This is a genomic window from Streptomyces sp. NPDC002853 (assembly GCF_053591915.1).
The window spans coordinates 29,266-51,690 of record NZ_JBSFUS010000011.1 but is presented as its reverse complement, the minus strand read 5'-3'; the positions used below and the strand labels follow the sequence as shown (position 1 = coordinate 51,690).

25 protein-coding genes are annotated in these 22,425 nt (G+C 71.0%); 16 read left to right on the top strand and 9 right to left on the bottom strand.

Annotated features, from left to right (window positions below):
• The first annotated feature begins 343 nt into the window (after positions 1-343).
• Together ACWD02_RS29100 and ACWD02_RS29095 are read left to right on the top strand one after the other, a co-directional pair.
• The gene (locus ACWD02_RS29100) at positions 344-565 is read left to right on the top strand and encodes a helix-turn-helix domain-containing protein (RefSeq protein WP_055550175.1); all 222 of its coding nucleotides are present in this window, start codon (positions 344-346) and stop codon (positions 563-565) included.
• A 168-nt stretch (positions 566-733) separates the two neighbouring features.
• Positions 734-1,546, top strand: a complete 813-nt coding sequence (locus tag ACWD02_RS29095; protein ID WP_451215458.1) for an enoyl-CoA hydratase/isomerase family protein — start codon at positions 734-736, stop codon at positions 1,544-1,546.
• Positions 1,547-1,551: 5 nt separating this feature from the next.
• On the opposite strand, the gene ACWD02_RS29090 is transcribed toward ACWD02_RS29095, so the two are convergent.
• On the bottom strand, positions 1,552-2,295 hold the full coding sequence (locus ACWD02_RS29090; RefSeq protein WP_451215456.1) for a nucleopolyhedrovirus P10 family protein: 744 nt from the start codon (positions 2,293-2,295) through the stop codon (positions 1,552-1,554).
• A 93-nt stretch (positions 2,296-2,388) separates the two neighbouring features.
• Here ACWD02_RS29090 and ACWD02_RS29085 point away from each other — a divergent pair, with 93 nt between their 5' ends.
• The 5 genes from ACWD02_RS29085 (at position 2,389) to amaP (ending at position 4,756) form a co-directional block, all read left to right on the top strand.
• Positions 2,389-2,886 (top strand): Asp23/Gls24 family envelope stress response protein, encoded by a 498-nt coding sequence (locus ACWD02_RS29085; protein WP_451215454.1) that lies wholly within the window; start codon positions 2,389-2,391, stop codon positions 2,884-2,886.
• Positions 2,887-2,952: 66 nt separating this feature from the next.
• Positions 2,953-3,141, top strand: coding sequence for a hypothetical protein (locus ACWD02_RS29080; RefSeq protein WP_249590721.1), 189 nt, complete (start codon positions 2,953-2,955; stop codon positions 3,139-3,141).
• A gap of 3 nt (positions 3,142-3,144) precedes the next feature.
• Positions 3,145-3,489: a hypothetical protein gene (locus ACWD02_RS29075; protein ID WP_451215452.1), complete on the top strand. Its 345-nt coding sequence runs from the start codon at positions 3,145-3,147 to the stop codon at positions 3,487-3,489.
• Positions 3,486-4,172, top strand: coding sequence for a DUF6286 domain-containing protein (locus ACWD02_RS29070; RefSeq protein WP_451215450.1), 687 nt, complete (start codon positions 3,486-3,488; stop codon positions 4,170-4,172). The genes ACWD02_RS29075 and ACWD02_RS29070 overlap by 4 nt, the downstream gene beginning before the upstream one ends.
• 5 nt (positions 4,173-4,177) lie before the next feature.
• Positions 4,178-4,756 (top strand): alkaline shock response membrane anchor protein AmaP, encoded by a 579-nt coding sequence (gene amaP / locus ACWD02_RS29065; protein ID WP_451215448.1) that lies wholly within the window; start codon positions 4,178-4,180, stop codon positions 4,754-4,756.
• Between the two features lie 13 nt (positions 4,757-4,769).
• On the opposite strand, the gene ACWD02_RS29060 is transcribed toward amaP, so the two are convergent.
• The 5 genes from ACWD02_RS29060 to ACWD02_RS29040 all read right to left on the bottom strand — a co-directional run bounded on the left by ACWD02_RS29060 (position 4,770) and on the right by ACWD02_RS29040 (position 8,489).
• Positions 4,770-5,525, bottom strand: a complete 756-nt coding sequence (locus ACWD02_RS29060) for an SDR family oxidoreductase (RefSeq protein WP_451215446.1) — start codon at positions 5,523-5,525, stop codon at positions 4,770-4,772.
• 42 nt (positions 5,526-5,567) lie between these two features.
• Positions 5,568-6,362 carry an SURF1 family cytochrome oxidase biogenesis protein gene (locus ACWD02_RS29055; protein ID WP_451215995.1) on the bottom strand — a complete coding sequence of 265 codons (795 nt, stop codon included), beginning with the start codon at positions 6,360-6,362 and terminating at the stop codon, positions 5,568-5,570.
• A 96-nt stretch (positions 6,363-6,458) separates the two neighbouring features.
• On the bottom strand, positions 6,459-6,692 hold the full coding sequence (locus ACWD02_RS29050; RefSeq protein ID WP_135331724.1) for a hypothetical protein: 234 nt from the start codon (positions 6,690-6,692) through the stop codon (positions 6,459-6,461).
• 89 nt (positions 6,693-6,781) lie between these two features.
• The gene (locus ACWD02_RS29045) at positions 6,782-7,789 is read right to left on the bottom strand and encodes a DEDDh family exonuclease (protein ID WP_451215444.1); all 1,008 of its coding nucleotides are present in this window, start codon (positions 7,787-7,789) and stop codon (positions 6,782-6,784) included.
• 31 nt (positions 7,790-7,820) lie between these two features.
• The gene (locus ACWD02_RS29040; RefSeq protein WP_451215442.1) at positions 7,821-8,489 is read right to left on the bottom strand and encodes a TetR/AcrR family transcriptional regulator; all 669 of its coding nucleotides are present in this window, start codon (positions 8,487-8,489) and stop codon (positions 7,821-7,823) included.
• A gap of 71 nt (positions 8,490-8,560) precedes the next feature.
• Between ACWD02_RS29040 and ACWD02_RS29035 the strand changes: the two genes are divergently transcribed.
• The 6 genes from ACWD02_RS29035 to ACWD02_RS29010 all read left to right on the top strand — a co-directional run bounded on the left by ACWD02_RS29035 (position 8,561) and on the right by ACWD02_RS29010 (position 14,619).
• Positions 8,561-9,358, top strand: coding sequence for an acetoacetate decarboxylase family protein (locus ACWD02_RS29035; RefSeq protein WP_451215440.1), 798 nt, complete (start codon positions 8,561-8,563; stop codon positions 9,356-9,358).
• Between the two features lies 1 nt (position 9,359).
• On the top strand, positions 9,360-10,244 hold the full coding sequence (locus ACWD02_RS29030; protein WP_451215438.1) for an SDR family NAD(P)-dependent oxidoreductase: 885 nt from the start codon (positions 9,360-9,362) through the stop codon (positions 10,242-10,244).
• A gap of 10 nt (positions 10,245-10,254) precedes the next feature.
• Positions 10,255-11,538: an amidohydrolase family protein gene (locus ACWD02_RS29025; RefSeq protein ID WP_451215436.1), complete on the top strand. Its 1,284-nt coding sequence runs from the start codon at positions 10,255-10,257 to the stop codon at positions 11,536-11,538.
• Positions 11,535-12,785: an amidohydrolase family protein gene (locus tag ACWD02_RS29020; protein WP_451215434.1), complete on the top strand. Its 1,251-nt coding sequence runs from the start codon at positions 11,535-11,537 to the stop codon at positions 12,783-12,785. The genes ACWD02_RS29025 and ACWD02_RS29020 overlap by 4 nt, the downstream gene beginning before the upstream one ends.
• 170 nt (positions 12,786-12,955) lie before the next feature.
• On the top strand, positions 12,956-13,876 hold the full coding sequence (locus ACWD02_RS29015) for a sterol desaturase family protein (protein ID WP_451215432.1): 921 nt from the start codon (positions 12,956-12,958) through the stop codon (positions 13,874-13,876).
• Positions 13,873-14,619: a lysoplasmalogenase gene (locus tag ACWD02_RS29010; protein WP_451215430.1), complete on the top strand. Its 747-nt coding sequence runs from the start codon at positions 13,873-13,875 to the stop codon at positions 14,617-14,619. The genes ACWD02_RS29015 and ACWD02_RS29010 overlap by 4 nt, the downstream gene beginning before the upstream one ends.
• Here ACWD02_RS29010 and ACWD02_RS29005 read toward each other — a convergent pair.
• The 3 genes from ACWD02_RS29005 to ACWD02_RS28995 all read right to left on the bottom strand — a co-directional run bounded on the left by ACWD02_RS29005 (position 14,552) and on the right by ACWD02_RS28995 (position 18,908).
• Positions 14,552-15,607, bottom strand: coding sequence for a CopD family protein (locus ACWD02_RS29005; RefSeq protein ID WP_451215428.1), 1,056 nt, complete (start codon positions 15,605-15,607; stop codon positions 14,552-14,554). The genes ACWD02_RS29010 and ACWD02_RS29005 overlap by 68 nt on opposite strands.
• 164 nt (positions 15,608-15,771) lie before the next feature.
• A complete protein-coding gene (locus ACWD02_RS29000) occupies positions 15,772-17,355 on the bottom strand; it encodes a S8 family peptidase (protein ID WP_451215426.1) in 1,584 nt (527 codons plus the stop codon).
• Between the two features lie 14 nt (positions 17,356-17,369).
• Positions 17,370-18,908, bottom strand: coding sequence for a S8 family peptidase (locus tag ACWD02_RS28995; protein ID WP_451215424.1), 1,539 nt, complete (start codon positions 18,906-18,908; stop codon positions 17,370-17,372).
• 328 nt (positions 18,909-19,236) lie between these two features.
• Between ACWD02_RS28995 and ACWD02_RS28990 the strand changes: the two genes are divergently transcribed.
• From ACWD02_RS28990 to moaA, 3 genes are all read left to right on the top strand, one after another.
• Positions 19,237-19,605, top strand: coding sequence for a DUF485 domain-containing protein (locus ACWD02_RS28990; RefSeq protein ID WP_451215422.1), 369 nt, complete (start codon positions 19,237-19,239; stop codon positions 19,603-19,605).
• Complete coding sequence (locus ACWD02_RS28985) at positions 19,602-21,236, top strand: solute symporter family protein (RefSeq protein ID WP_363207931.1); 1,635 nt, start codon at positions 19,602-19,604, stop codon at positions 21,234-21,236. The genes ACWD02_RS28990 and ACWD02_RS28985 overlap by 4 nt, the downstream gene beginning before the upstream one ends.
• Positions 21,237-21,415: 179 nt before the next feature.
• Positions 21,416-22,423 (top strand): GTP 3',8-cyclase MoaA, encoded by a 1,008-nt coding sequence (moaA, locus tag ACWD02_RS28980; RefSeq protein WP_451215421.1) that lies wholly within the window; start codon positions 21,416-21,418, stop codon positions 22,421-22,423.
• Positions 22,424-22,425 lie beyond the last annotated feature (2 nt).

Sequence of the window (22,425 nt, the reverse complement as noted above, 5' to 3'; positions counted from 1 at the left end):
TTGGTTGATCGAATAACTGATCCACAGCGTATGGATCATTCGGCCGAGCCGTGATCCTTCATCTGTGTGAGGTCTCCTCGTACCGAAGTGTGGGATACACGGATTTCCGCGGTGGGCGGGGCATCGCCCAAGACTCTCGCCCGCCACCGCGCTGACCTGGCACTTCGGCCCACAACCCATTCGGCGGCACGGAATTTCATACGCGGAATCGTTAATTCCGCTCGTGATGTCGCCTTCCCCGGCGGGAAACCTCGTCGTACGGACCTTGCCGAATGGGTGGCCAGGAAGCCCGGGAGGGGTGATCATGAGAAGTCCAGAGCGCACTTCCCATGAGGAGGCACGGGTGGCCGAGACTCTGAAGAAGGGCAGCCGGGTAACCGGCGCCGCGCGCGACAAGCTCGCGGCAGACCTGAAGAAGAAGTACGACGGCGGTGCGAGCATCCGGGCGTTGGCCGAGGAGACCGGCCGTTCGTACGGCTTCGTGCACCGCATGCTCAGCGAGTCCGGAGTCACGCTGCGGGGACGCGGCGGGGCGACGCGAGGCAAGAAGGCCGCAGCCGGCTGACGGCTGCGGGCGGTTCACCGGCTTCGACGGTGGCCACCCGGTCGATCGTCCCCCGGAGCCCTTAAAGGGACCTGGGGGGTCCCCCTGTCGGCCGGGTGGTTACTGTGCAGTCACTTACGGGCGCGTCCGCGCGTCCGCACCGACTGCACACCACCATCGGAGGCTCCCATGGTTTCGCCCGGCAGTGAACTCGGCGGACCCGCACCGGTACTCGACAAGGACGGCGTACGCCTGACTGTCGACGAGGCCGTCGCCACGGTGACGCTGGCCAACCCGGCCAAGCGCAACGCCCAATCTCCCGCGCTGTGGAGGGCGTTGGCCGAGGCAGGCCGGATGTTGCCGGGCAGTGTCCGTGTCGTCGTGCTCCGCGGTGAGGGCAAGTCCTTCTCCGCGGGCCTCGACCGACAGGCGTTCACGCCCGAGGGCTTCGACGGCGAGCCGTCCTTCATCGACTTGGCGCGCGGCGACGACGACGTCCTCGACGCGACGATCGCCGAATACCAAGAGGCGTTCACCTGGTGGCGGCGCAGTGACATCGTGTCCATCGCCGCCGTCCAGGGGCATGCCATCGGCGCGGGCTTCCAGCTCGCGCTCGCCTGTGACCTGCGGATCGCCGCGGACGACGTGCAGTTCGCCATGCGCGAGACCAGCCTGGGCCTGGTGCCCGACCTCACCGGCACGCACCCCCTCGTGGGGCTTGTCGGCTACGCCCGCGCGCTGGAGATCTGCGCCACCGGGCGATTCGTCCACGCCCCCGAGGCCGAGCGCGTGGGCCTGGCCAACCTTGTCGTGCCCGCCGACCAGCTCGACGCGTCCGTGAACGACCTGGCGGCCGCGCTGCTCACCGCGCCGCGCGACGCCGTCATCGAGACCAAGGCCCTCCTCCAGGGCGTCGCCGGTCGCACGTACGAGGAGCAGCGCGCCGCCGAGCGTGCCGCCCAGGGGCGTCGCCTGCGGGATCTGGCGGGCCTCGGCGACTGACGCCGTCACTCCACCGCGGTGACCACGACCGTCACCGAAGGATGGTCCGGCAGCGCGGCACCGACCGCGGAACGGACCGCGAGCGCCACGTCGAGGGCGCGGTGTTCGCGGTCCGTGGCCAGCTCCACGCGCGCGTGGCGACGCGGCAGGGAGGCGTCCGCCGCCGGATCGCTCACGGTCTCGTCGAGGTGGACGGCGTGGCCGAAGCCGCCGAGTGCGCCGGTCAGCCGCCGTACGCCCGGCACTTCGAGGGCGGCGCTCGCCACGCGTGCCTCGTCGCCGCGCCCGGCCGCCTGCGCCCCGTCCGGCGGCGTCCTGCCCGGCTCGGCCGGTACCTCCACGGGCGCCTGCCCCGCGTCGAGCAGCGTCGTCACGCTCAGGTCCACCTCCGCGACCACCAGACCGAGCCGCTCACCGGCCGCCGTGAACAGCGCCGTCCGCAGCCGGGCCGCCGCCGCGGGAAGCGGCTCGCTCGGCTCGGCCGCGAACTCCGCCGTGATCCGCAGCGGCCCCGGCGGCAGTGCGCTCGGCGGCGCGGGCACGCAGGGGGCGGCCGCCCCCGACGGATCGGCGAGCGCGAGCCGCAGAGCGCCGAGCCGCACGCCGCTCACCCGCTCCGCCGCATGGCGCAATACCCCGTCCGCGCACGCCTCGGTCAGCCAGGAGCCGTCGGCCGGGCCGCCCAGGGGGAGGACCCGCCCCAGGCCGAGCTGCCGCCGTACCGCCTCGGTCCATCCGTCACCCGTCATGGCCCCAGCCTGCCCCATCCCTGGCGCGCGAGTACGTAACCGCACTTAGTGTGGGCGAAGGAGTAGATCCCCTTTCGAAAGGGACGGACGGCGATGACCGACACCGGACAGCGGAACCTGCCTCAGGGAACCCTCGCGAAGGAGTCCACCGACGAGGCGGCGGGGAAGAGCGGCACGACCAAGAGGGGCGGCGGCGACCCCGCCACCCGGGGGCGCACCACCATCGCGGACGGTGTCGTCGAGAAGATCGCCGGGCTCGCCGCCCGCGATGTCGACGGCGTGCACGCGATGGGCGGCGGACTCGCCAGGACTTTTGGGGCCGTACGCGACCGGGTGCCCGGCGGTTCGGGCTCCAAGTCCGTGTCGCGCGGCGTGAAGGCCGAGGTCGGCGAGGTGCAGACGGCACTCGACCTGGAGATCGTCGTCGAGTACGGGGTGTCGATCGCGGACGTCGCGCGCGACGTGCGGGAGAACGTCATCGGGGCCGTCGAGCGCATGACCGGGCTCGAGGTCGTCGAGGTCAACATCGCGGTGAGCGATGTGAAGCTCCCGGACGAGGAAGACGATGAGCCGCAAGGCCGCCTCCAGTGACATCCCCGTACGCCTCCGTGTACGGGACCTGCCCCACCCCAGCCGCGTCTTGCTAAGGAGCGCACGATGAGCATGGCCGTGATCGGCATGGTGGCCGGAATGGCGCTCGGCTTCGCCGGGTATTTCGGTGGGTTCGGGGCGTTCCTGCTGGTGGCCGCGTTGGGCGCCATAGGGTTTGTCGCGGGCCGGTTCCTCGAGGGGGACCTGGAGCTCGGCGACTTCTTCCGTACCCGTGGCGACGACCGGCGGCGGTGAGCGGTGGCGGCACAGGTCGGGCCCGGGGAGCGCGGCGCGACCCTGATCGCCGACCGGGTCGTCGCGAAGATCGCGGCGCAGGCGGCACGCGAGGCGCTCACGGAGCTGCCCGCGGACTGCTCGCCGCCGCACGCGACCGTCACCGTGCGCCATGACGTCGCCCGCGTCCGGGTCAGCGTCGAGCTGGACTACCCCTCGGACATCGGCGGGCAGTGCGGCGCGGTGCGTCGCCAAGTCGCCCAGCGGGTAAAGGCGTTGGCGGGGATGGAAGTGCCCGAGGTCGCGGTCCAGGTCGAGCGGCTGCACTCGGCACACGTGCGCGCCGCGACGCAGGGGAGGACGCGATGAGCGAGTCTCAGGGGCCGCAGGGCGCCGGCGGTGGTGGCGGCACGCAGCCGCTGCCCGTCGTCGAGCGCGCCGAGAGCGAACTCGACCAGTCGGCCTCCGCGGCGGCCTACGACCCGCCGCCCACTCTGGCCGACGAGACGAAGGCGACCCGCTTCTGGTCACCGCGGCGCGTGCCCGCCACCGTCCTCGCCCTGCTGATCCTCGGCGGCGCGGGGCTTTTGCTGTACGACGTCGCGGCGGTGCGGGCCGGGCACTCGGCCATGGCCGTGCGGCGCGACCTCTCCCGCGAACTCGGCGAGCGGCCCCTGGATGACACGGCGGTCCTCATCGGCGCCGGGGTCGCCGCGGCCGCCGGGATCTGGCTGCTCGTGCTCGCCGCGACACCCGGGCTCCGGGCGATCCTGGCCATGCGGCGCGGGGACGCGGACGTACGGGCGGGGCTGCACCGGGGCGCCGCCGCGATGGTGCTGCGGGACCGGGCGATGGACGTGTCAGGGGTGCAGTCGGTGCGGGTGCGCATGACGCGCTCGAAGGTGGACGTCCACGCGGTCTCGCACTTCCGTGAACTCGACGACGTACGAAGCGACTTGGACGCCACGCTGGCCGACGGCATCCGGGACCTGGGCCTCGCCCGCGGCCCCGCGCTCACCGTCCGGGTGGCACGGCCGGGCAGGAAGGGCTGAGCGCGATGCTGAAGACGGTCAACCGTGTGGTGCTCGGCCTGATCGGCCTGGTGCTCGTGGTCGGGGGCGGCTCGGTCCTCGCGGTCGGGCTCGGGGCGTCGCCGCCGTCGTGGTGGGTCCACGACGGGAAGCGTGACGTGCTGTTGAGCGACGCGGACCGGTCGCGGTGGCGGGACGAGGGCTGGTTCTGGCCCACGGTGATCGCCGTGCTCGCGGTGCTCCTGCTGCTCGCCCTGTGGTGGCTGGTGGCGCAACTGCGGCGGCGCAGGCTGGCCGAGGTGCTCGTGGAGACGGGGGACGGCGAGGGCGCGCTGCTGCGGGGGCGGGCCCTGGAGGGTGTGCTCGTGGGGGAGGCGGAGTCGCTGGAGGGCGTGCAGCGGGCCGGGGTCTTCCTGACGGGCCGCCGCAACGCCCCGGAGGCGCGGGTGTCGCTGCTCCTCGAGCCCCAGGCGACGCCCGGTGAGGCGCTGCACCGGCTCTCCGCGGAGGCGCTGGCGCATGCCAGGGACTCGGCCGGCCTGGCCCGGCTGCCCGCGGTGGTGCAATTGCGGGCCGTGAAGCACCGGGCCGAGCGGGTCAGTTGAGGGGCCCCGGCGGCTAGAAGCCGTGCCGTGCCCCGCCGTCCACCGGCAGCATGACGCCCGTCAGGTAGGAGGCCGCGGGCGAGAGGAAGAACGCCGCCGTGCGTCCGAACTCCTCCGGGGTCCCGTAACGCCGCAGCGGGATGCGCGACTCGTGGCCCGCCCGCGTCGCCTCGGGGTCCGCGGAGAGCCCGTCGAGCTGCCGCACCCGGTCCGTGTCGATACGGGACGGCAGCAGCCCCACGACGCGGATGCCCCGGGGGCCGACCTCGTCGGCGAGCGACTTCGCGAAGCCCGCGAGGCCGGGCCGCAGCCCGTTGGAGATGGTGAGCCCCGGGATCGGCTCGTGCACGGAGGCGGAGAGGACGAAGCCGATGACGCCCCCCTCGCCGAGCTCCGCCGCCGCGGAACGGGCCAGACGTACCGCCCCGAGGAACACGGACTCGAAGGCCGACTCCCACTGCTCGTCCGTGTTGTCGGCGGCGAAACCGGGCGCGGGCCCGCCGACACTGATCAGCACACCGTCGAGGCGGCCGAAATACTCACGCGCGGCGGCGATCAGCCGCCCCGCGACGGCCGGATCGGCGTTGTCCGCCGCGATGCCCCGGGCGTTGTCGCCGAGCTCGGTCGCCGCCTCGGCGACGGTCTTCTCGTCCCGGCCGGTGATCAGTACCTTCGCGCCGTCCGCGACCAGCGCACGCGCGGCGGCGTTGCCCAGGCCCCGGGTGGCACCGGTGATGACGTAGACGCGGTCCTTCAGTCCAAGATCCATGGCCCCATCCTGCCGCGTACCGGCCATGGAACGCGAGGGCCGCTAGACGGCGGCCGGCGTCGACTCCGTGGCGGGCGCCGTCTGCGCGGCAGCCGCGCGGCGGTCCCGCACCTCCCTGCGCACCAGGACCACCCAGCCGATGGGGACGCCCGAGCAGAACAGCCACCACTGGACGGCGTACGCCATGTGCGGGCCGATGTCGCCGTGCTCGGGCTCACCGATCAGCTGCGGGGAGCCGTCGGCGGGCTCCGGCGAGGTCAGCTCGATGTAGCCGCCGAGAACTTCCTTGCCGAGGCTGTGCGCCTGCTGGCCGCTACTGATCAGCATGATCTGACGTTCCGGCAGCCCCTCGAGGTCCTTGATGCCGCTCTGCGCGGACGTCTCGTCGGCCATCAGGCGGCCGGTGACGGTGATCTCGCCCTTGGGTGCCGCGGGGATCTTCGGGAACACGGTCTGCGGTCCGTTCGCCGGGATCCAGCCCCGGTTGACCAGCAGGACCTTGCCGTCGTCGAGGACGAACGGGGTCAGGACATGGAAGCCGATCTCCTCGTCGGAGTTCGTGCGGCGCCGCACGACGACCTCGTCCTTCGTGTCGTACGTCCCCTTGGCGCTCACCCGGCGGTAGCGCTCGGAGTCCGCCACGGAGTGACCGGGCGAGGTCAGCCGCTCGGCCGGGACCGGATCGGCGTCCAGCGCCTTGGAGATCTCCGCGTTCTGCGCGACGCGGTGCTCGTGGCGGTGCAACTGCCAGAAGCCCAGCTCGATCATCGTGGGGATGAGAACGAGGCCGATGAGGGTGAGGATCACCCACTGCCGGGACAACAGGAAGCGGTACACCCCACGACGGTACAACTCGGTCGTGGGGTGCACGGGGGTGGGGTACTCCGGAACGGAGCCGGGGCGGGCCGCGGAGGCCCGGCGGGAGAGCCCGGGTCACACCCTGTCGACGATGCCCACCTGCCCCTCCGCCCGTGAGCAGTGCGCACCGCAGTACCACTGTCCGTCGGCCTCCACGCCCTGGCCGATGATCCGGCAGCGGCAGTGCTCACAGATGGGCGCCATGCGGTGAATGGCGCAGGAGAAGCAGTCGAAGACGTGCACCGCGCCTTGCGCGTGCACCTCGAACGACATGCCGTAGTCGTTTCCGCAGACCTCGCAACGTGCCATGCGCCACAGGGTGGGACGCGAGGCGCCCGCATGCGAGCAAGCAGGCGGGCGCCGGGCCGACAATTCACCCGTCTGACGCCCCGGGCGACTCAGCCCTCCGCCGCCGGAGCGACGTCCTGGAGGAGCTGGCCGAACGCGGCCTCGTCGATGACGGGGGTGCCGAAGGACCGTGCCTTCACGGTCTTGGAGGTGCCCGAGTCCGGGTCGTTCGTGACGAGCAGACTGGTCAGGCGTGACACGCTCGTCGCGATGTGCAGCCCGGCCTCGACCGCGCGGTCCTCAAGGAGGTCGCGCTCGACGGAGGTGTCACCGGAGAACGCGACACGCATGCCCTGTTGGAGCTGTTTGCCCGGTTCGTACCGACCTGGGTTGGGGTACGGGCAGGCGGGCCGCTTGCGGGAGGGGCGCCAACTCGTCGGGCCGTACGAGGAGTACGACGAGCCTGCCGCGCCGGGCCCGGTCGGCTGGCGGACGATCCGGGGCGCGCCGTCGGACCACTCGGTGAGCGGACGGCACTCCAGGAGCGGCAGCCGCACCCCGCCGGTGGCCGCGGCCTTGAGGCTGGGACGGAAGGCCTCGGCGAGCACGCGCGCGTCGTCGAGGGCGTTGTGCGCGTGGCGCTGCTGGACCCCGAAGTGCGCGGCGAGCGACTCCAGCTTGTGGTTGGGCAGCGGGAGCCGCAGCTCCTTGGAGAGGGCGATGGTGCACAGACGCTGGCGCACGGGTGCGGTGAGCTCGGCGCGTGCGTACTCCCTGGCGATCATCGACCAGTCGAAGACGGCGTTGTGCGCGACCAGGACGCGGTCGGCCAGGCGCGAGGCGAACTCCTCGGCGATGTCCTTGAAGAGCGGCGCGTCCGCGAGGAGGGCGCTGGTGAGGCCATGGATCCACACGGGTCCTGGATCGCGCTGGGGGTTGACCAGCGTGTACCAGTGGTCCTCCACCTCGCCTTGCGCGTCCACGCGGTAGACGGCAGCCGACACTATGCGGTCGTCGCGGGCGAGACCGGTGGTCTCGACGTCGACGACCGCGTACCCCGTTGGGTACGCGGCCGGCCAGGTGGCTGCGGACGCTGCGGTCGTCTGGTCTTCGAGCATGGTCCATGAGGATACGGGCCACGACTGACAGTCAGGTCCCTGGGCTGTTCGCCTCGTCGAGAAGTCCGGACACCAGTGCCTTGACCGACAGGGTGAACAGCGCCTCGTGGTCGGCGGGTCGGGCGAGCGCACGGGCGAGCGCCGGGTCCTGCTCGGCCGTCTGCGCGCTCCACAGTTCCTCCTCGCCGGGGCGTTGCACGGGGGCGCGTTCGCGGTTGCGCTCGACCAGGAGGTGGCCGACGACGTGGACCTGGACGGCGCGTACGGCGTCGGCGGCACGGGCGCCGCGCAGGCCCGCCGCGTGCACTTCGTGGACCAGGGCCTGCTGGGCGGGCAGGAACATCCGCTCGGTGAGGCCGCGTTCGTGCACCATCGCGATGAGGTGCGGGTGGTCGCGCAGGCGGCGGCGCAGGGCGCGCGCGACGGAGACGATGCGCCGGTCGGGGGTGCGGCCGGTGGGGTGGATAGCGCCGAGGTCGGCGAGGGTGCGCTCGACGAGGGCGTCCAGGAGCGACTCGCGGTTGCCGACGTGCCAGTAGATCGACGTGACGGCGGTGCCGAGCTCGGCGGCGAGCCTGCGCATCGTCAGGGCCTGCGGACCGTGCTGCTTGACGAGCGCCGCGGCGGCGGCGAGTACCTGTTCCCGGTCGAGATGGCCGCGTTCCCGGTCCGGATGCGTACGCGTCTCTTCACTCTTCACGCCTCCTGTTGTAACTGTGTTACAGAACCGCCCGCAAGACCTCTTGTAGTCCTGACGAAGGGTGGTACGGCATGGCACGCGTACGTTATGGAGCGCGCACCGAGGCGGAGATCGCCGCGGCGCGCAGCGCGAGTTCGAAGCTGCCCGACATCTGGTCCACGGGTGTGGTGGCCGTCTGGGAGAGCGACCCGGACGCGGTGGCGGCCGTTCTGCCGCCGCCGCTGAAGCCCACGGACCGGCCGCTGGTGCGGGCCAACATCAGCAAGGTCGACCTGCCGGGATACCCGCTCGGCGCGGGCTCGGTGGCCGTCGCCGCCGAGCACGACGGAGTGGCCGGCTGGTATCCGCTCGTCATGCCGATGACCCACGAGCGGGCGCTGATCGGCGGACGCGAGGTCTTCGGGGAGCCGAAGAAGCTGGGTGAGGTCGAGGTGGAGCGCGACGGCCTGGTCGTGCGCGCCCGGCTTGCCCGGCACGGCATCGCCTTCGTCGAGGTGCGCGGCGCGGTCAGCGGCGCCCTGCCGATTCCGGAGCCGGTCCGGAAGACCGACTTCTACTTCAAGTTCCTTCCAGCTGTGGACGGTTCGGGCTTCGACGCGGATCCGGTGCTGGTGCACTGCGTACGGAACGAGAAGGTCCGCAAGCTGGAGGGCGTCACCGGGGACGTCGTCCTGCGCGAGTCGATGTACGACCCGGTCGCCGATCTGCCCGTACGCCGGGTCGTCGAGATCACCATCGGGGAGAAGACCACGGACCAGAAGGGCCGGGTGGCCGAACGGGTCAGCGCGCAGGCGCTGCTGCCCTACATCCACCAGCGCTACGACGACCCGCAGCAGATCCTCGACGGCCCGCCCGAGGGGAGCGTCTGAGATGGAGCTGCGGGAAGGGCAGGTCGCCGTCGTCACGGGCGCGGCGAGCGGCATCGGCCTCGCGATGGCGCGGCGGTTCGCGGCGGACGGCATGAAGGTGGTCCTCGCGGACGTCGAGGAAGGTGCCCTGGAGAAGGCGGCCGCCGGTCTTCGCGAGGACGGGGCGAGCGTCCACGCGCGCGTGGTCGACGTCGGCTCGCGCGAGCAGGTCTTCGCGCTGGCCGAAGCGGCGTACGACACGTTCGGCGCCGTCCATGTGCTGTGCAACAACGCGGGGGTCGGCTCGGGGGCCGAGGGCCGCATGTGGGAGCACGAGCCGAACGACTGGAAGTGGGCCTTCGAGGTCAATGTCTGGGGCGTCTTCCACGGCATCCAGGCCTTCGTGCCGCGGATGATCGAGGGCGGCGACCCCGGCCACGTCGTCAACACCTCGTCCGGTGACGGCGGCATCGCGCCGCTGCCGACGGCGTCCGTGTACGCGGTCACCAAGGCGGCCGTCGTGACGATGACGGAGTCCCTGTACGCGCATCTGAGGGCGGAGCACGCGCGCGTGGGTGCATCCGTGCTCTTCCCGGGGCCGCACATGCTGCGCACCGGGCTGTGGGAGTCGCACCGCAACCGCCCCGACCGGTACGCCAAGTCCCGTCCGCGCAGGACTCCTTACCGCTCCCTCGACCAGTGGGAGTCCGCCATGAAGGACGCGGGCAAGGAGGTCGAGTTCACGCCCGTCGAGCAGGTGGCGGACTTCGTGGCGGAGGGGATCGCGGCCGACCGCTTCTGGCTGCTCCCGGAGAGCGAGCACAGCGACCGGCAGATCAAGGCCAGGTCGCGGTCGATGCTTGACCGCGCGAACCCGGCGTATCTGGAGAGCTTCATTCTGGACTGAAGGGCATGTGATGACCGACCAGGACCCCTACCTGATCATCTCCTCCGACTGCCACGCCGGGCTTCCCACCGAGGAGTACCGGCCCTATCTCGACAGCCGATTCCACCGGGACTTCGACGGGTTCCTGGGGGAGCGCGACGCCCGCCGCGCGGAGGCGACGCGGCTCGGCATCCGCAACGACGCGTTCGCCGCCAAGTGGTTCCAGGACAACGAGGAGGGCCTGCGCGGCGGCTGGGAGACCGCGCAGCGCCTCAAGGAGCTCGACGGCGACGGGGTGGCCGCCGAGGTCGTCTTCCCCGACGCGGACGCCGTGGACAGCCAGACGGCCGCGCCCTTCGGGGTGGGCCTCGGGCTCTCCGGCGACCAGGACCCTGAGCTGGGCATGGCGGGGGCGCAGGCGCACAACCGCTGGCTCGCCGACTTCGTGTCCGAGCACCCCGAACGGCACTGCGGGGTCGCCCTGTTGCCCGTCACCGGGGAGGTGGACAGGGTCGTCGCCGAGGTCCACCGGGCCAAGGAGTCCGGGCTCGGCGCGCTGATGATCCCCTCCATGTGGGTCGACAAGGCGCCCTACCACGACCGGCGTTACGACCCCGTGTGGGCGGCGGCGGCAGAGTGCGCGATGCCCGTGATGACCCACTCCGGGGCGGCGCCACGGCACGAGTACGGCGACCACCTGGGAATCTACGTCTCCGAAGTGACCTGGTGGCCCGCGCGGCCGCTGTGGTTCATGCTCTGGTCGGGCGTGTTCGAGCGTCATCCGGGGCTGAGGTTCGGCGTCGCGGAGTCGGGCTGCTGGTGGCTGCCGAACCTCCTGTGGTTCATGGACCGCCTCTACCTGGGCGCGCACGGCGGCAAGAAGCTCTCCCCGTTCGCGGAGCTGAAACGGCCCCCGCACGAGTACCTGGACCGGCAGATCTTCATCTGCGCGACCAACACCAAGCGCCGCGAACTCGCCCAGCGCTACGAGATCGGCGTCGACAACATCCTCTGGGGCAGCGACTTCCCGCACCCCGAGGGAACCTGGCCGGACACGCGCGCGTGGCTGCGGAAAACCTTCCACGACATCCCCGTGGCGGAGACCCGCAGGATGCTGGGTCTGGCGGCCGCCGAGGTCTTCGGCTTCGACACGGAGCGGCTGGCGCCGCTGGCGCGCCGGATCGGCCCCACCCCGGCCGACCTCGGCCAGGACGCCGACCAGGGCGCCGTCGAGTCCTCCTGGGCGCGCTCGCGCGAGGTGGGCCGCCACTGGCTGACCGACCACGACTTCCCGGTACTGGGGGCCCAGACATGACCACTCGTCCGACCGAAGAGCGCTACACCGTCATCTCGGCCGACTGCCACGCGGGCGCAGATCTCCTCGACTACAGGCCCTACCTGGAGACGCGCCACCACGACGCGTTCGACGCGTGGGCCGCCACGTACGTCAATCCGTACGAGGACCTGCTCGCCGACACCGCCGACCGCAACTGGAACTCGGACCGCCGCGTCGCCGAGCTGGAAGAGGACGGCATCGTCGCCGAGGTCGTCTTCCCGAACACCATCCCGCCCTTCTTCCCGAGCGCTTCCCTGATGGCACCGGCGCCCACCCGCGAGGAGTTCGAGCAGCGCTGGGCGGGCCTGCGCGCCCACAACCGCTGGCTGGCCGACTTCTGCGCCGCGGCTCCGGGGCGCAGGGCGGGTGTCTTCCAGATCCTCCTGAACGACGTGGACGCGGCCGTCGAGGAGATCAACTGGGCGGCCGACGCGGGCCTGCACGGCGGTCTTCTGCTGCCCGGCACGCCGCCGGGCAGCGGGCTCGCGGAGCTCTACTCGGCGGCGTACGACCCGATCTGGGCGGCCTGCGCCGAGCGGGGCGTGCCGGTCAACCACCATGCGGGGTCGGCCTCTCCGCCCCTCGGCGACGAGCCGGCCGCGCGGGCGGTGTTCATGGTGGAGACGACGTGGTTCTCGCACCGGGCGCTGTGGCACCTGGTGTTCGGCGGCGCCTTCCGCCGCCACCCGGAGCTGCGGCTGGTGCTCACCGAGCAGGGCTCGGGGTGGATACCGGGCGTGCTCGACATGCTGGACTACTACCACGGGCGTCTGGTCGCGGCGGCCTCCAGGAAGGACGGCTCCGGGACGGCCGAGTCGAAGTTCGGTGCGGGTCTCGCCGACTCGATGGGCAAGGGCCCCTCGGAGGTCTGGCGCGAGAACTGCTTCGTCGGCGCGAGCTTCATGCGCCCGCACGAGGCACAGATGAGGGACCGGATCGGCCTCGACAAGATCATGTGGGGCAGCGACTACCCGCACGACGAGGGCACGCACCCCTTCTCGCGCGAGGGTCTGCGCATCGCCTACGCGGGTCTCCCCAAGGACGAGATCGCCGCCATGGTCGGCGGCAACGCGGCCCGGGTGTACGGCTTCGACCTGGAGCGCCTCGACGCGATCGCGGCGAAGGCCGGACCGACCGTCCAGGAACTCGACGAGCCCCTCAAGGAGACACCCGCGGGCGCGACAAGCCCGGTGTTCGCTCCGGGAGGGTCGGTACGCGTCTGGTGACATACGGGGTGGGGTGTTCCCCGCGCGACGGAGGCGACGCTCGGTGCGGCGTGCGATGTCTGAGCGTCCGCTTTTGGCGGGGATCACCAACATCCACTTCTTTACCGCTGGTAATACTTGTCGGTAACTACGTCTAGCGGCGGTCGGCCGGGGGCCCTTACGGTGCACGCATGCCGCCGAACCTGCCCGATGTCGTGCTGTGGTCCATACCTGCTTTCGTGCTGCTCACCGTCGTGGAGATCGTCAGCCACCGCATCCATCCCGACGAGGACGAAGCCGGGTACGAGACGAAGGACGCCGCCACCTCCGTCACCATGGGGCTCGGCAGTCTCGTCTTCGACCTCTTGTGGAAGATCCCCATCGTGGCGATCTACACGGCGGTGTACGCGCTGACGCCGCTGCACATCCCCGTCCTGTGGTGGACGATCCCGCTGATGCTGCTCGCCCAGGACTTCTTCTACTACTGGTCGCACCGCGGGCACCATGTGATCCGCATCCTGTGGGCCTGCCACGTCGTGCACCACTCCAGCCGCAAGTTCAATCTCACGACGGCGCTTCGCCAGCCCTGGACGAGCCTGACGGTCTGGCCGTTCTATCTCCCGCTGATCGCGCTCGGCGTGCATCCGGCGGCGCTCGCGTTCTGTTCGTCGGCGAACCTCGTCTACCAGTTCTGGATCCACACCGAGCGCATCAACAAGCTCCCGCGCCCCTTCGAGTTCGTCTTCAACACCCCCTCGCACCACCGCGTCCACCACGCGTCGCAGGGCGGCTACCTGGACCGCAACTTCGGCGGCATCCTGATCATCTGGGACCGGATGTTCGGCTCCTGGGTCGCGGAGACGGACCGGCCCGTGTACGGCCTCACGAAGAACATCACCACGTACAACCCGCTGCGGGTGGCCACGCACGAGTACGTGGCGATCGCCAGGGACCTCAGGAAGGCCACCAGTTGGCGCGAGCGGGGCGGAAGGGTGTTCCGGGGGCCTGGCTGGCAGCCGCGGGAATCCGTGCGGCCTCAGATCGCGCAGGAGGCCACGCCGGAGCCGGTGACGGAGCCGGTGACGGAACCGGTGAGGGAGGACGCGGCATGAGCCCTGGCCCCGCGGCGGGCAGGCACGCGGCGGCGAAGCTGCTCCTGGCCGCGTTCGCCCTGGCGGCGGCGGGCGACCTCACCGCACTCCTGGCCGACTTCGACATCGGGCACACGGTCTTCAAGCCCCTGCTGATGCCGCTCCTGGCGGCGTACGTCCTCACGGTCAAGGGTCCGCGCCTGCTGGTCGCGGCCCTGCTCTTCGGCTGGGGAGGCGACACCCTCCTGCTCTTCGACGCGGACCCCGCGTTCCTGGCGGGAATGGGCTCCTTCGCGGCGGGGCACGTCTGCTACCTGATCCTCTTCAAGCGCCACGGCACGCCACGCGCGCGTGGCGCCTGGTTGGTCGCCTTGTACGCCGCCGCACTCGTCGGCACGGTGGCCCTCCTCTGGCCGGACCTTCCGCCGGACATGCGCGGACCGGTGGCGGGCTACAGCCTCCTGCTCACCGCGATGGCGTTCGGTGCGACGAGGCTGGGCCTCACCGCGGCGGCGGGCGGCGCGCTGTTCCTCCTGTCCGACACCCTCATCGCGACCGGCGTCGCCGAGTGGCCCCAGGCCCCGCGCCCCGACTTCTGGATCATGCTCACCTACATCGCCGCCCAGTTCCTGCTGGTCCGCGGCGTATTGGCGGCGCAACCCCAGCAGCCCCACCACCCCCACACAGCTCAGCAGCTCACCAGCGAATCGGCAGCGGCAACGCGGTCAGCAGCGCCGACACCGCCACCACGACCCCGAGCATGATGACCTCCCAGCGTGCGGGGGAGTACGCCGAGATCGGATCGGGGGCCCTGCGCAGCCTGAGGCGCGCGAGCAGCGCCAGGACGGCCACGGCCGCCACGAGGAGCACCTTGGCGAGCAGCGTGCGTCCGTAGGCCGTCTCCGTCAGCTGGTCGACGACCGTGCCCGGCGGCATCCGGCGCAGCGTGCTGAACACGCCCGTCACCGTGATCGCGGCGAGGAGAACGGCCGCCACGCGCGCGTAGAGCCCCAGTACCGCCGCGCCCGCCTCCGGGGCGAAGGTCCGCCACAGCCGCAGCATCCGAAGGACCTGCAGCAGGCCGCCCGCCCACAGCACCCCGCAGGTCAGATGCACCAGGGTCAGACCGGTGCCGATGAGCGGGGTGTCCTCCACCGGGGGATGGGCCCGCAGCGCCTCCGCGACGATCACCGCGGCCAGCGGAAGCGCGGCGGTGGAGGGGCGGCGTGAGCGCGAGCAGAGCAGCGCCACGATGAAGGCGTTGACCTCCATGAGCGCAAGCCTGCCGTCCCGCGTCGCGTAGAGGCCGCCGACGTCCATGTCGGAGAGCTGGTGCGGGACCAGATTGCCGGTGGCCACCACCGAGGCCAGGCCGAGCGCGGCGACGAGGCCCGCGCCCGCCGCGTACGCCGCCCAGCTGCGCGGCTCACGGTCCAGCGGCGCCCCCGGCACGCGGCGCGCGAGCCGGATCGCGTACACCTCGCCCAACTGGACGCAGAGCGCGGCGAACATGACCATCCGCAGGAACGTGATCCCGGCCGTGCCGGGCGCCTCGGCCTCCCCGGTGCCGCTCAGCGCCGCCGGAGGGCCGAGCAGCGGGACCGCCGCGGCTACGGCCACCAGGATCAGCACGGCGACGGCATGACGCGTCGCGGGGCGGCGCGGGGCACGGTGCGAGGCGCGGGACGTGGCGGCTGCCGCGTCGGCCGGGACATCGCCACCGGGGTCGGCGGACGGTTGTATGGAGCTCACCACATGATCTTCACCAGGTGCACCCTTAACGGGCAAGTCCTGGCAAACAACTGGCGGATCCCCATTCCGCCCCACGGGAGTCACGCGGGCGCTCCGGTCGCGTGCGCGCACGCGAAGGGCCGGACGGTCCATGACCGCCCGGCCCGGCGCCTCCCGGGGGAGGGCTACTTCCGCACGGCGTCCAAGGCGTCGATCATGCCCACGCCGTAGAAGCCGTTCTTGTTCTTGCCGCCCGCGCACACCGCGTCGACCTTGCCGTCGCCGTCGAAGTCGTACGGATCGGTGCACTTCATGGCGTCGGCCTCGCCGTAGAGCAGCGCCTTGATCTTCGCCGACGACGCGTGCGGGTGGGCCGACTTGACGAGCGCGGCCACGCCCGCGGCGTGTGGTGACGCCATCGACGTACCCGCCTTGTAGCCGAACTTGCCGCCCGGCAGGGTCGACAGGATGCGGCCGTCCGTGGCCGGCGCGTCCGGCGTCTGGAACCTCGTCGAGTCACCGCCCGGCGCCGCGATGTCGATGACGCCCTCGCCGTAGTTCGAGTACGAGGACTTGATGCCCTTCGCGCCCGTGGCCGAGACGGTCACGACACCCGGAAGCTGCGACGGAAGGTCGAGGCAGTCCGCGGTCTTGATGACCCGCTCCGTGGGCGTCGTGTCGTCCGGGCTCGAGTCGTCGACGATCTCGTCCTGCGCGAGGTCCGTCTTGGCGTTGCCGGCCGCCGCGACGTTCACCGCACCCTTGCGCTCCGCGTACCGGGTGGCCCGCCCGACGGCGTCGACCAGGGCCTTCTGGTCGTCGTCCGTCTTGCAGTTGAAGAGCCACGGGTCGGTGTAGTAGCTGGAGTTGGTGACGTCGACTCCGTGATCGGCCGCCCACATGAAGCCGCAGACCACGGCCTCCGTGTAGTACATGCCGGTCTCGGGCTCGGCCACCTTCAGGCTCGCCACCTTCACGCCCGGAGCGACACCGGTGACGCCGGTGCCGTTCTTCGCGGCGGCGATGGTGCCCGCCACGTGCATGCCGTGGTCGCTCTCCCCGCTCACCGGACGCCACGCGCTGTCCTTCTGCACGGGCACGCCGCCCAGACAGCTCGCGGACGCCTTCGCGTCGAAGTTCGGCGCGATGTCCGGGTGCGTGTCGTCCACGCCGGAGTCCAGGACGCCGACGGTGACCCTGGAGCTGCCGAGCGACTCCTTGTGGGCCTTGTCCGCCTTGATGGCGGGCAGGTCCCACTGGAGCGGCTCGAGCTCGTCCTGGCCCGCGCCCGCCTGCCCGGCCGCCTGCTTCGCCTCGGCGGCGGTCAGCGGCCGGTCGGCCTCGAGCGCGTCGTCGGACTGCGCGGACAGCGGAGCCGTACGAGTGGCCCCCGCCGAAGCGACGCCCTTCGCCCCGCGGATCTTCCTGGCGAAGTCCGCGTCCGACGAGTGGACGACGATCACGCCGATCCTGTCGTACGCGATGACGACCTTGCCGCCCGCCTTGGCGATGGCCCTCTTCACGTACGCCGACGTCTTGGCGGACGGCGAACCGCCGTGCCCGGCGCGGACGTTGACGACGTAGCTCATCGACGTGCCGTCCGTGAGCGCGCCCAGGGCGGACACGGCCGACGACACCGGGGTGCCGGGACGGGCCGCGGCATCGGGCTGCGCCGAAGCCGTGCCCGGCAGGAAGGCGACGGCCGAGGCCACCGCCATGCCGAGCGGGAGTGCGAGCACGCGGCGGGAGCGCGTGAAGGGTGCGGTCATGCTGCGCGCGCCCCTCACTTCTTCTTCACGGCGTCGAGCGCGTCGACGATCCCGCTGCCGTAGAAGCCGTTCTTGTTCTTGCCGCCCTCGCAGACCGCGTCGACCTTGCCGTCACCGTCCGGGTCGTACGGCTCCGTCGGGCAGCCCGGGTTGTCGGCCTGCTTCTTGAGGAGGCGCTGGATCTCGGCGGGGCTCGCCTTGGGGTGCGTCGACTTCAGGAGTGCGGCCACGCCCGAGGCGTGCGGCGAGGCCATCGAGGTGCCCTGCAGCCAGCCGTACTGGTTGCCCGGCATCGTGGAGAGGATGCGGCCGTTCTTCGACGGGGTGTCGGCCGGGATCTGGCGGGCGTCGCCACCGGGGGCCGCGACGTCGATGACGCCCTTGCCGTACGTGGAGTAGTACGACTTGAGGTTCTTCACGCCCGTGGCGCTGACCGTGACCACGCCCGGCAGCTGCGTCGGGAGGTCGAAGCACTCGGACGGGTCGATGGTGCGCGGCACCGGCGTCGAGTCGTCCGGGCTGGAGTCGTCCAGGATCTCGTCGGCGGCGAGGTCGTGGTTGGAGTTGCCCGCCGAGGCGAGGTTCAGGGTGCCCTTCTTCTGGGCGTACAGCTGGGCGCGGTTGACCGCGTCGACGATGGCCCGCTGGTCCGGGTCGTCCATGCAGTTGTAGAGCCACGGGTCCACGTAGTAGCTGTTGTTCGTGATCTCGATGCCCTTGTCGGCGGCGAACACGAACGCGCAGACGACGCTCTCCGGGTAGAACAGCTCACTGACCGGGTCGGCCACCTTGATGCCGGCTACCTTCACGCCCGGGGCGACACCCGCGACGCCCACGTTGTTGCGGGCGGCGGCTATCTCGCCGGCGACGTGCGTGCCGTGGTAGTGGTCGGGCTTCTCCGGGCGCCAGGCGCCCGCCGAGGTGTCCGCCTTGCCGCCGACACAGCTCGCCGACTGCGAGGCCGAGAAGTTGGGCGCGAGGTCCGGGTGGGTGTCGTCGACTCCGGTGTCGATGACGCCGACGGTGACCTTCTTGCTGCCCGGGTTGATCTTGGCTGCCTTGTCGGCGCCTATCGCACGCAGGTCCCACTGGTCGGCCTCGAGGGGCTCGGCGGCCGAACCGCCTGCCTGCGCCTTGAGCGCCTTGGCCTCGGACTTCGACAGGAGGGTCGGTGCGCCCTCCTCCGTGGTGCCCGCCGCCGTCAGGGGCGAGGTGCGGGTGGCGCCCGCGGACTGCACGCCCTTGACCTTGCGCAGCTGCTTGCCGAAGTCGGGGTTGGCCGAGTGCGCGACGATCACGCCGATCTTCGGGTAGGCGACGACGAGGGTGCCGTCCGCCTTGGCGATCGCCCTCTTGACGTACGCGATCGTCTTGGAGTCCGTACGGGTGTTGACGACGTAGGCGAGCTTCGGGGCCTCGGCCTTCGCGGACGCGGTGGCGGGGGCGTCGGGGGCCGCGGTCGCGACACCGGGAGCGAAGCCGACCGACGCCGCGAGCGCGATGCCGAGGGGCACGGTGAGCGCGATGCGGCGTCTGGAACGCAGATGAGCCATGGGATCTCCACATCATCCGGATACGTGAACTGCCCGAACACAACAAGTGATCGGGCAGGTACATGACGGGCTGTGCAGGGTGAAGCTATCCCCCGAACTCCCAGGCCAGCAATGGATTCCAGAAGAAAACGATCCGTCACACCGCGCCGGGCGCGCCATCGAGACGTTGAACAGGTAACGGAAGCAACATCGACCCCTGTCGGATCACGTCCCGTGGCCTTAGCATCGCCATCCGTGGCTCACGTGATCCGCGTCACTGCTGGATCGAAGAGAGCCAATGGATCAGCTGTCCGTCCCCACCGCACCCGCACCACGAGGAGAAGACTCCGTGGCCCCCGAAGCATCCCCACCGTCCAAGGACGGAGCAGCCCCCGCCCCGCACGCGCCGTCCACGGAAGAATTCCTCCAGGAGCAAGCGAGTCCCGAGTTCGGTGAACTGCGCAAGGCGCACCGCTCGTTCGCCTTCCCGCTGACCATCGCCTTCATCGTCTGGTACCTCGCGTACGTCCTGCTCTCGAACTACGCGGGCGACTTCATGGGCACCAAGCTGTTCGGCAACATCAACGTCGCGCTGGTCCTCGGCCTCGCACAGTTCCTGACCACGTTCCTCATCGCCTGGTTCTACTCGCGCCACGCCGCCGCGAAGCTCGACCCCAAGGCCGAGGCCATCAAGTCCCGTATGGAGGCCGGCGCATGAGCCCCGCGCTGAACACCACTGTCCTGGCGGCCACGTCCGACGCCTCCGAGCACCGGGCGCTGATCATCAGCCTCTTCGCGGCCTTCGTCGTCGCGACCCTCTTCATCACCGTCTGGGCGGGGCGCCAGACCAAGAGCGCCGCCGACTTCTACGCGGGCGGCCGCCAGTTCACCGGCTTCCAGAACGGCCTGGCGATCTCCGGCGACTACATGTCCGCCGCGTCCTTCCTCGGCATCGCGGGCGCCATCGCCCTCTTCGGGTACGACGGCTTCCTGTACTCCATCGGCTTCCTGGTCGCCTGGCTCGTGGCGCTCCTGCTGGTCGCCGAGCCGCTGCGCAACTCCGGCCGCTACACGATGGGCGACGTGCTGGCCTATCGCATGCGCCAGCGTCCGGTGCGCACCGCGGCGGGCACCTCCACGATCGTCGTCTCGATCTTCTACCTGCTCGCGCAGATGGCGGGCGCCGGTGTCCTGGTCTCGCTGCTGCTCGGCATCACCAGTGACGCGGGCAAGATCCTGATCGTCGCCCTCGTCGGCGTCCTGATGATCGTCTACGTCACCATCGGCGGCATGAAGGGCACCACCTGGGTGCAGATGGTCAAGGCCGTGCTGCTCATCGCGGGCACCATCCTGATCACCTTCCTGATCCTGCTCAAGTTCAACTTCAACGTCTCCGACCTGCTCGGCACCGCCGCCTCCAACAGCGGCAAGGGCTCGGCCTTCCTGGAGCCCGGTCTCAAGTACGGCGTGAGCGGCACCTCGAAGCTGGACTTCCTCTCGCTGGGCATCGCCCTGGTGCTCGGCACGGCGGGACTGCCGCACATCCTGATCCGCTTCTACACGGTGCCGACCGCCAAGGCCGCGCGTAAGTCCGTGAACTGGGCGATCGGCATCATCGGCTCCTTCTACCTGATGACGATCGTCCTCGGCTTCGGCGCCGCCGCGCTGCTCAAGCCCGGCGACATCATCGCCTCGAACAAGGCGGGCAACACGGCGGCACCGCTCGCCGCCCTGGAGATCGGCGGCGGTGGCGACTCCACCGGCGGCGCGCTCCTGCTCGCCGTGATCTCCGCGGTCGCCTTCGCCACGATCCTCGCGGTCGTCGCCGGTCTGACCCTCGCCTCGTCCTCGTCGTTCGCGCACGACATCTACGCCAACGTCATCAAGAAGGGCAAGGCCACCGAGAAGGAGGAGATGAAGGCCGCTCGCTGGTCGACCGTCTTCATCGGCATCGTCTCCATCGCGCTCGGCGCCCTGGCCCGTGATCTCAACGTGGCGGGTCTGGTCGCCCTCGCCTTCGCCGTCGCGGCCTCCGCGAACCTGCCGACGATCCTCTACAGCCTGTTCTGGAAGCGGTTCACCACCCAGGGCGCGCTCTGGTCCATCTACGGCGGACTGATCGCGGCCGTCGGCCTCGTGCTGTTCTCGCCCGTCGTCTCGGGCAAGCCCACCTCGATGTTCCCCGACGCGAACTTCGACTTCTTCCCGCTGGAGAACCCGGGCCTGATCTCCATCCCGCTGGGCTTCCTGCTCGGCTGGCTCGGCACGATCCTGTCGAAGGAGAAGGCGGACAAGGGCAAGTACGCGGAGCTGGAGGTACGGTCCCTCACGGGAACCGGAGCGCACTGATCCTCCTGAGTTCCACCTGAAACACGCACGTCAGCGGCCGCGTCGTAGATCGTTGGTAGATCTCTACGACGCGGCCGCACCGCTCCTCGTGGGATCGGGCCCCCGACGATGTCGGTCCCGTCACGTAGGCTCGTGGTATCTGAACCGAACGGCTGAACAGGATCAGGGAGGGGGCCCACGTGCTCATCGACACCTACGGCCGAGTGGCCACCGATCTGCGGGTTTCGCTGACCGACAAGTGCAATCTGCGCTGCACGTACTGCATGCCCGAGGAGGGCCTGCAGTGGTTGTCCAAGTCCGAGCTCCTCAGCGACGACGAGATCGTCCGCCTCATCAGGATCGCCGTGACGCAGCTCGGCATCACCGAGGTCCGCTTCACCGGCGGCGAGCCGCTCCTGCGCCCCGGCCTCGTCGGCATCATCGAGCGCTGCGCCCAGCTGGAGCCGCGCCCCAGGATGTCCCTGACGACGAACGGCATCGGGCTCAAGCGCACCGCCGCCGCCCTCAAGGCCGCGGGCCTGGACCGGGTGAACGTCTCCCTGGACACCCTGCGCCCCGACGTCTTCAAGACCCTCACCCGCCGCGACCGCCACAAGGACGTCCTGGAGGGCCTGGAGGCGGCCCGTGACGCCGGCCTGACCCCGGTCAAGGTCAACACGGTCCTGATGCCGGGCCTGAACGACGACGAGGCCCCCGACCTCCTCGCCTGGGCCGTCGAGAACGACTACGAGCTGCGGTTCATCGAGCAGATGCCCCTGGACGCCCAGCACGGCTGGAAGCGCGACGGCATGATCACCGCCGGTGACATCCTGCAGTCGCTGCGTACGCGCTTCGAGCTCACCGAGGAGGGTTCCGGCGAGCGCGGCTCCGCGCCGGCCGAGCGCTGGGTCGTGGACGGCGGCCCGCATCGCGTCGGCGTCATCGCCTCCGTCACCCGCCCGTTCTGCTCGGCCTGCGACCGCACCCGGCTGACGGCCGACGGCCAGGTCCGCACCTGCCTGTTCGCCACCGAGGAGACCGACCTGAGGGCGGCCCTGCGGGCGAACGACGAGGAGAGCTCCGAGGGCTCGGACGAGGCGATCGCCCGCATCTGGAAGCTCGCGATGTGGGGCAAGAAGGCGGGCTCGGGCCTCGACGACCCGACGTTCCTGCAGCCCGACCGGCCGATGTCGGCGATCGGCGGCTAGCG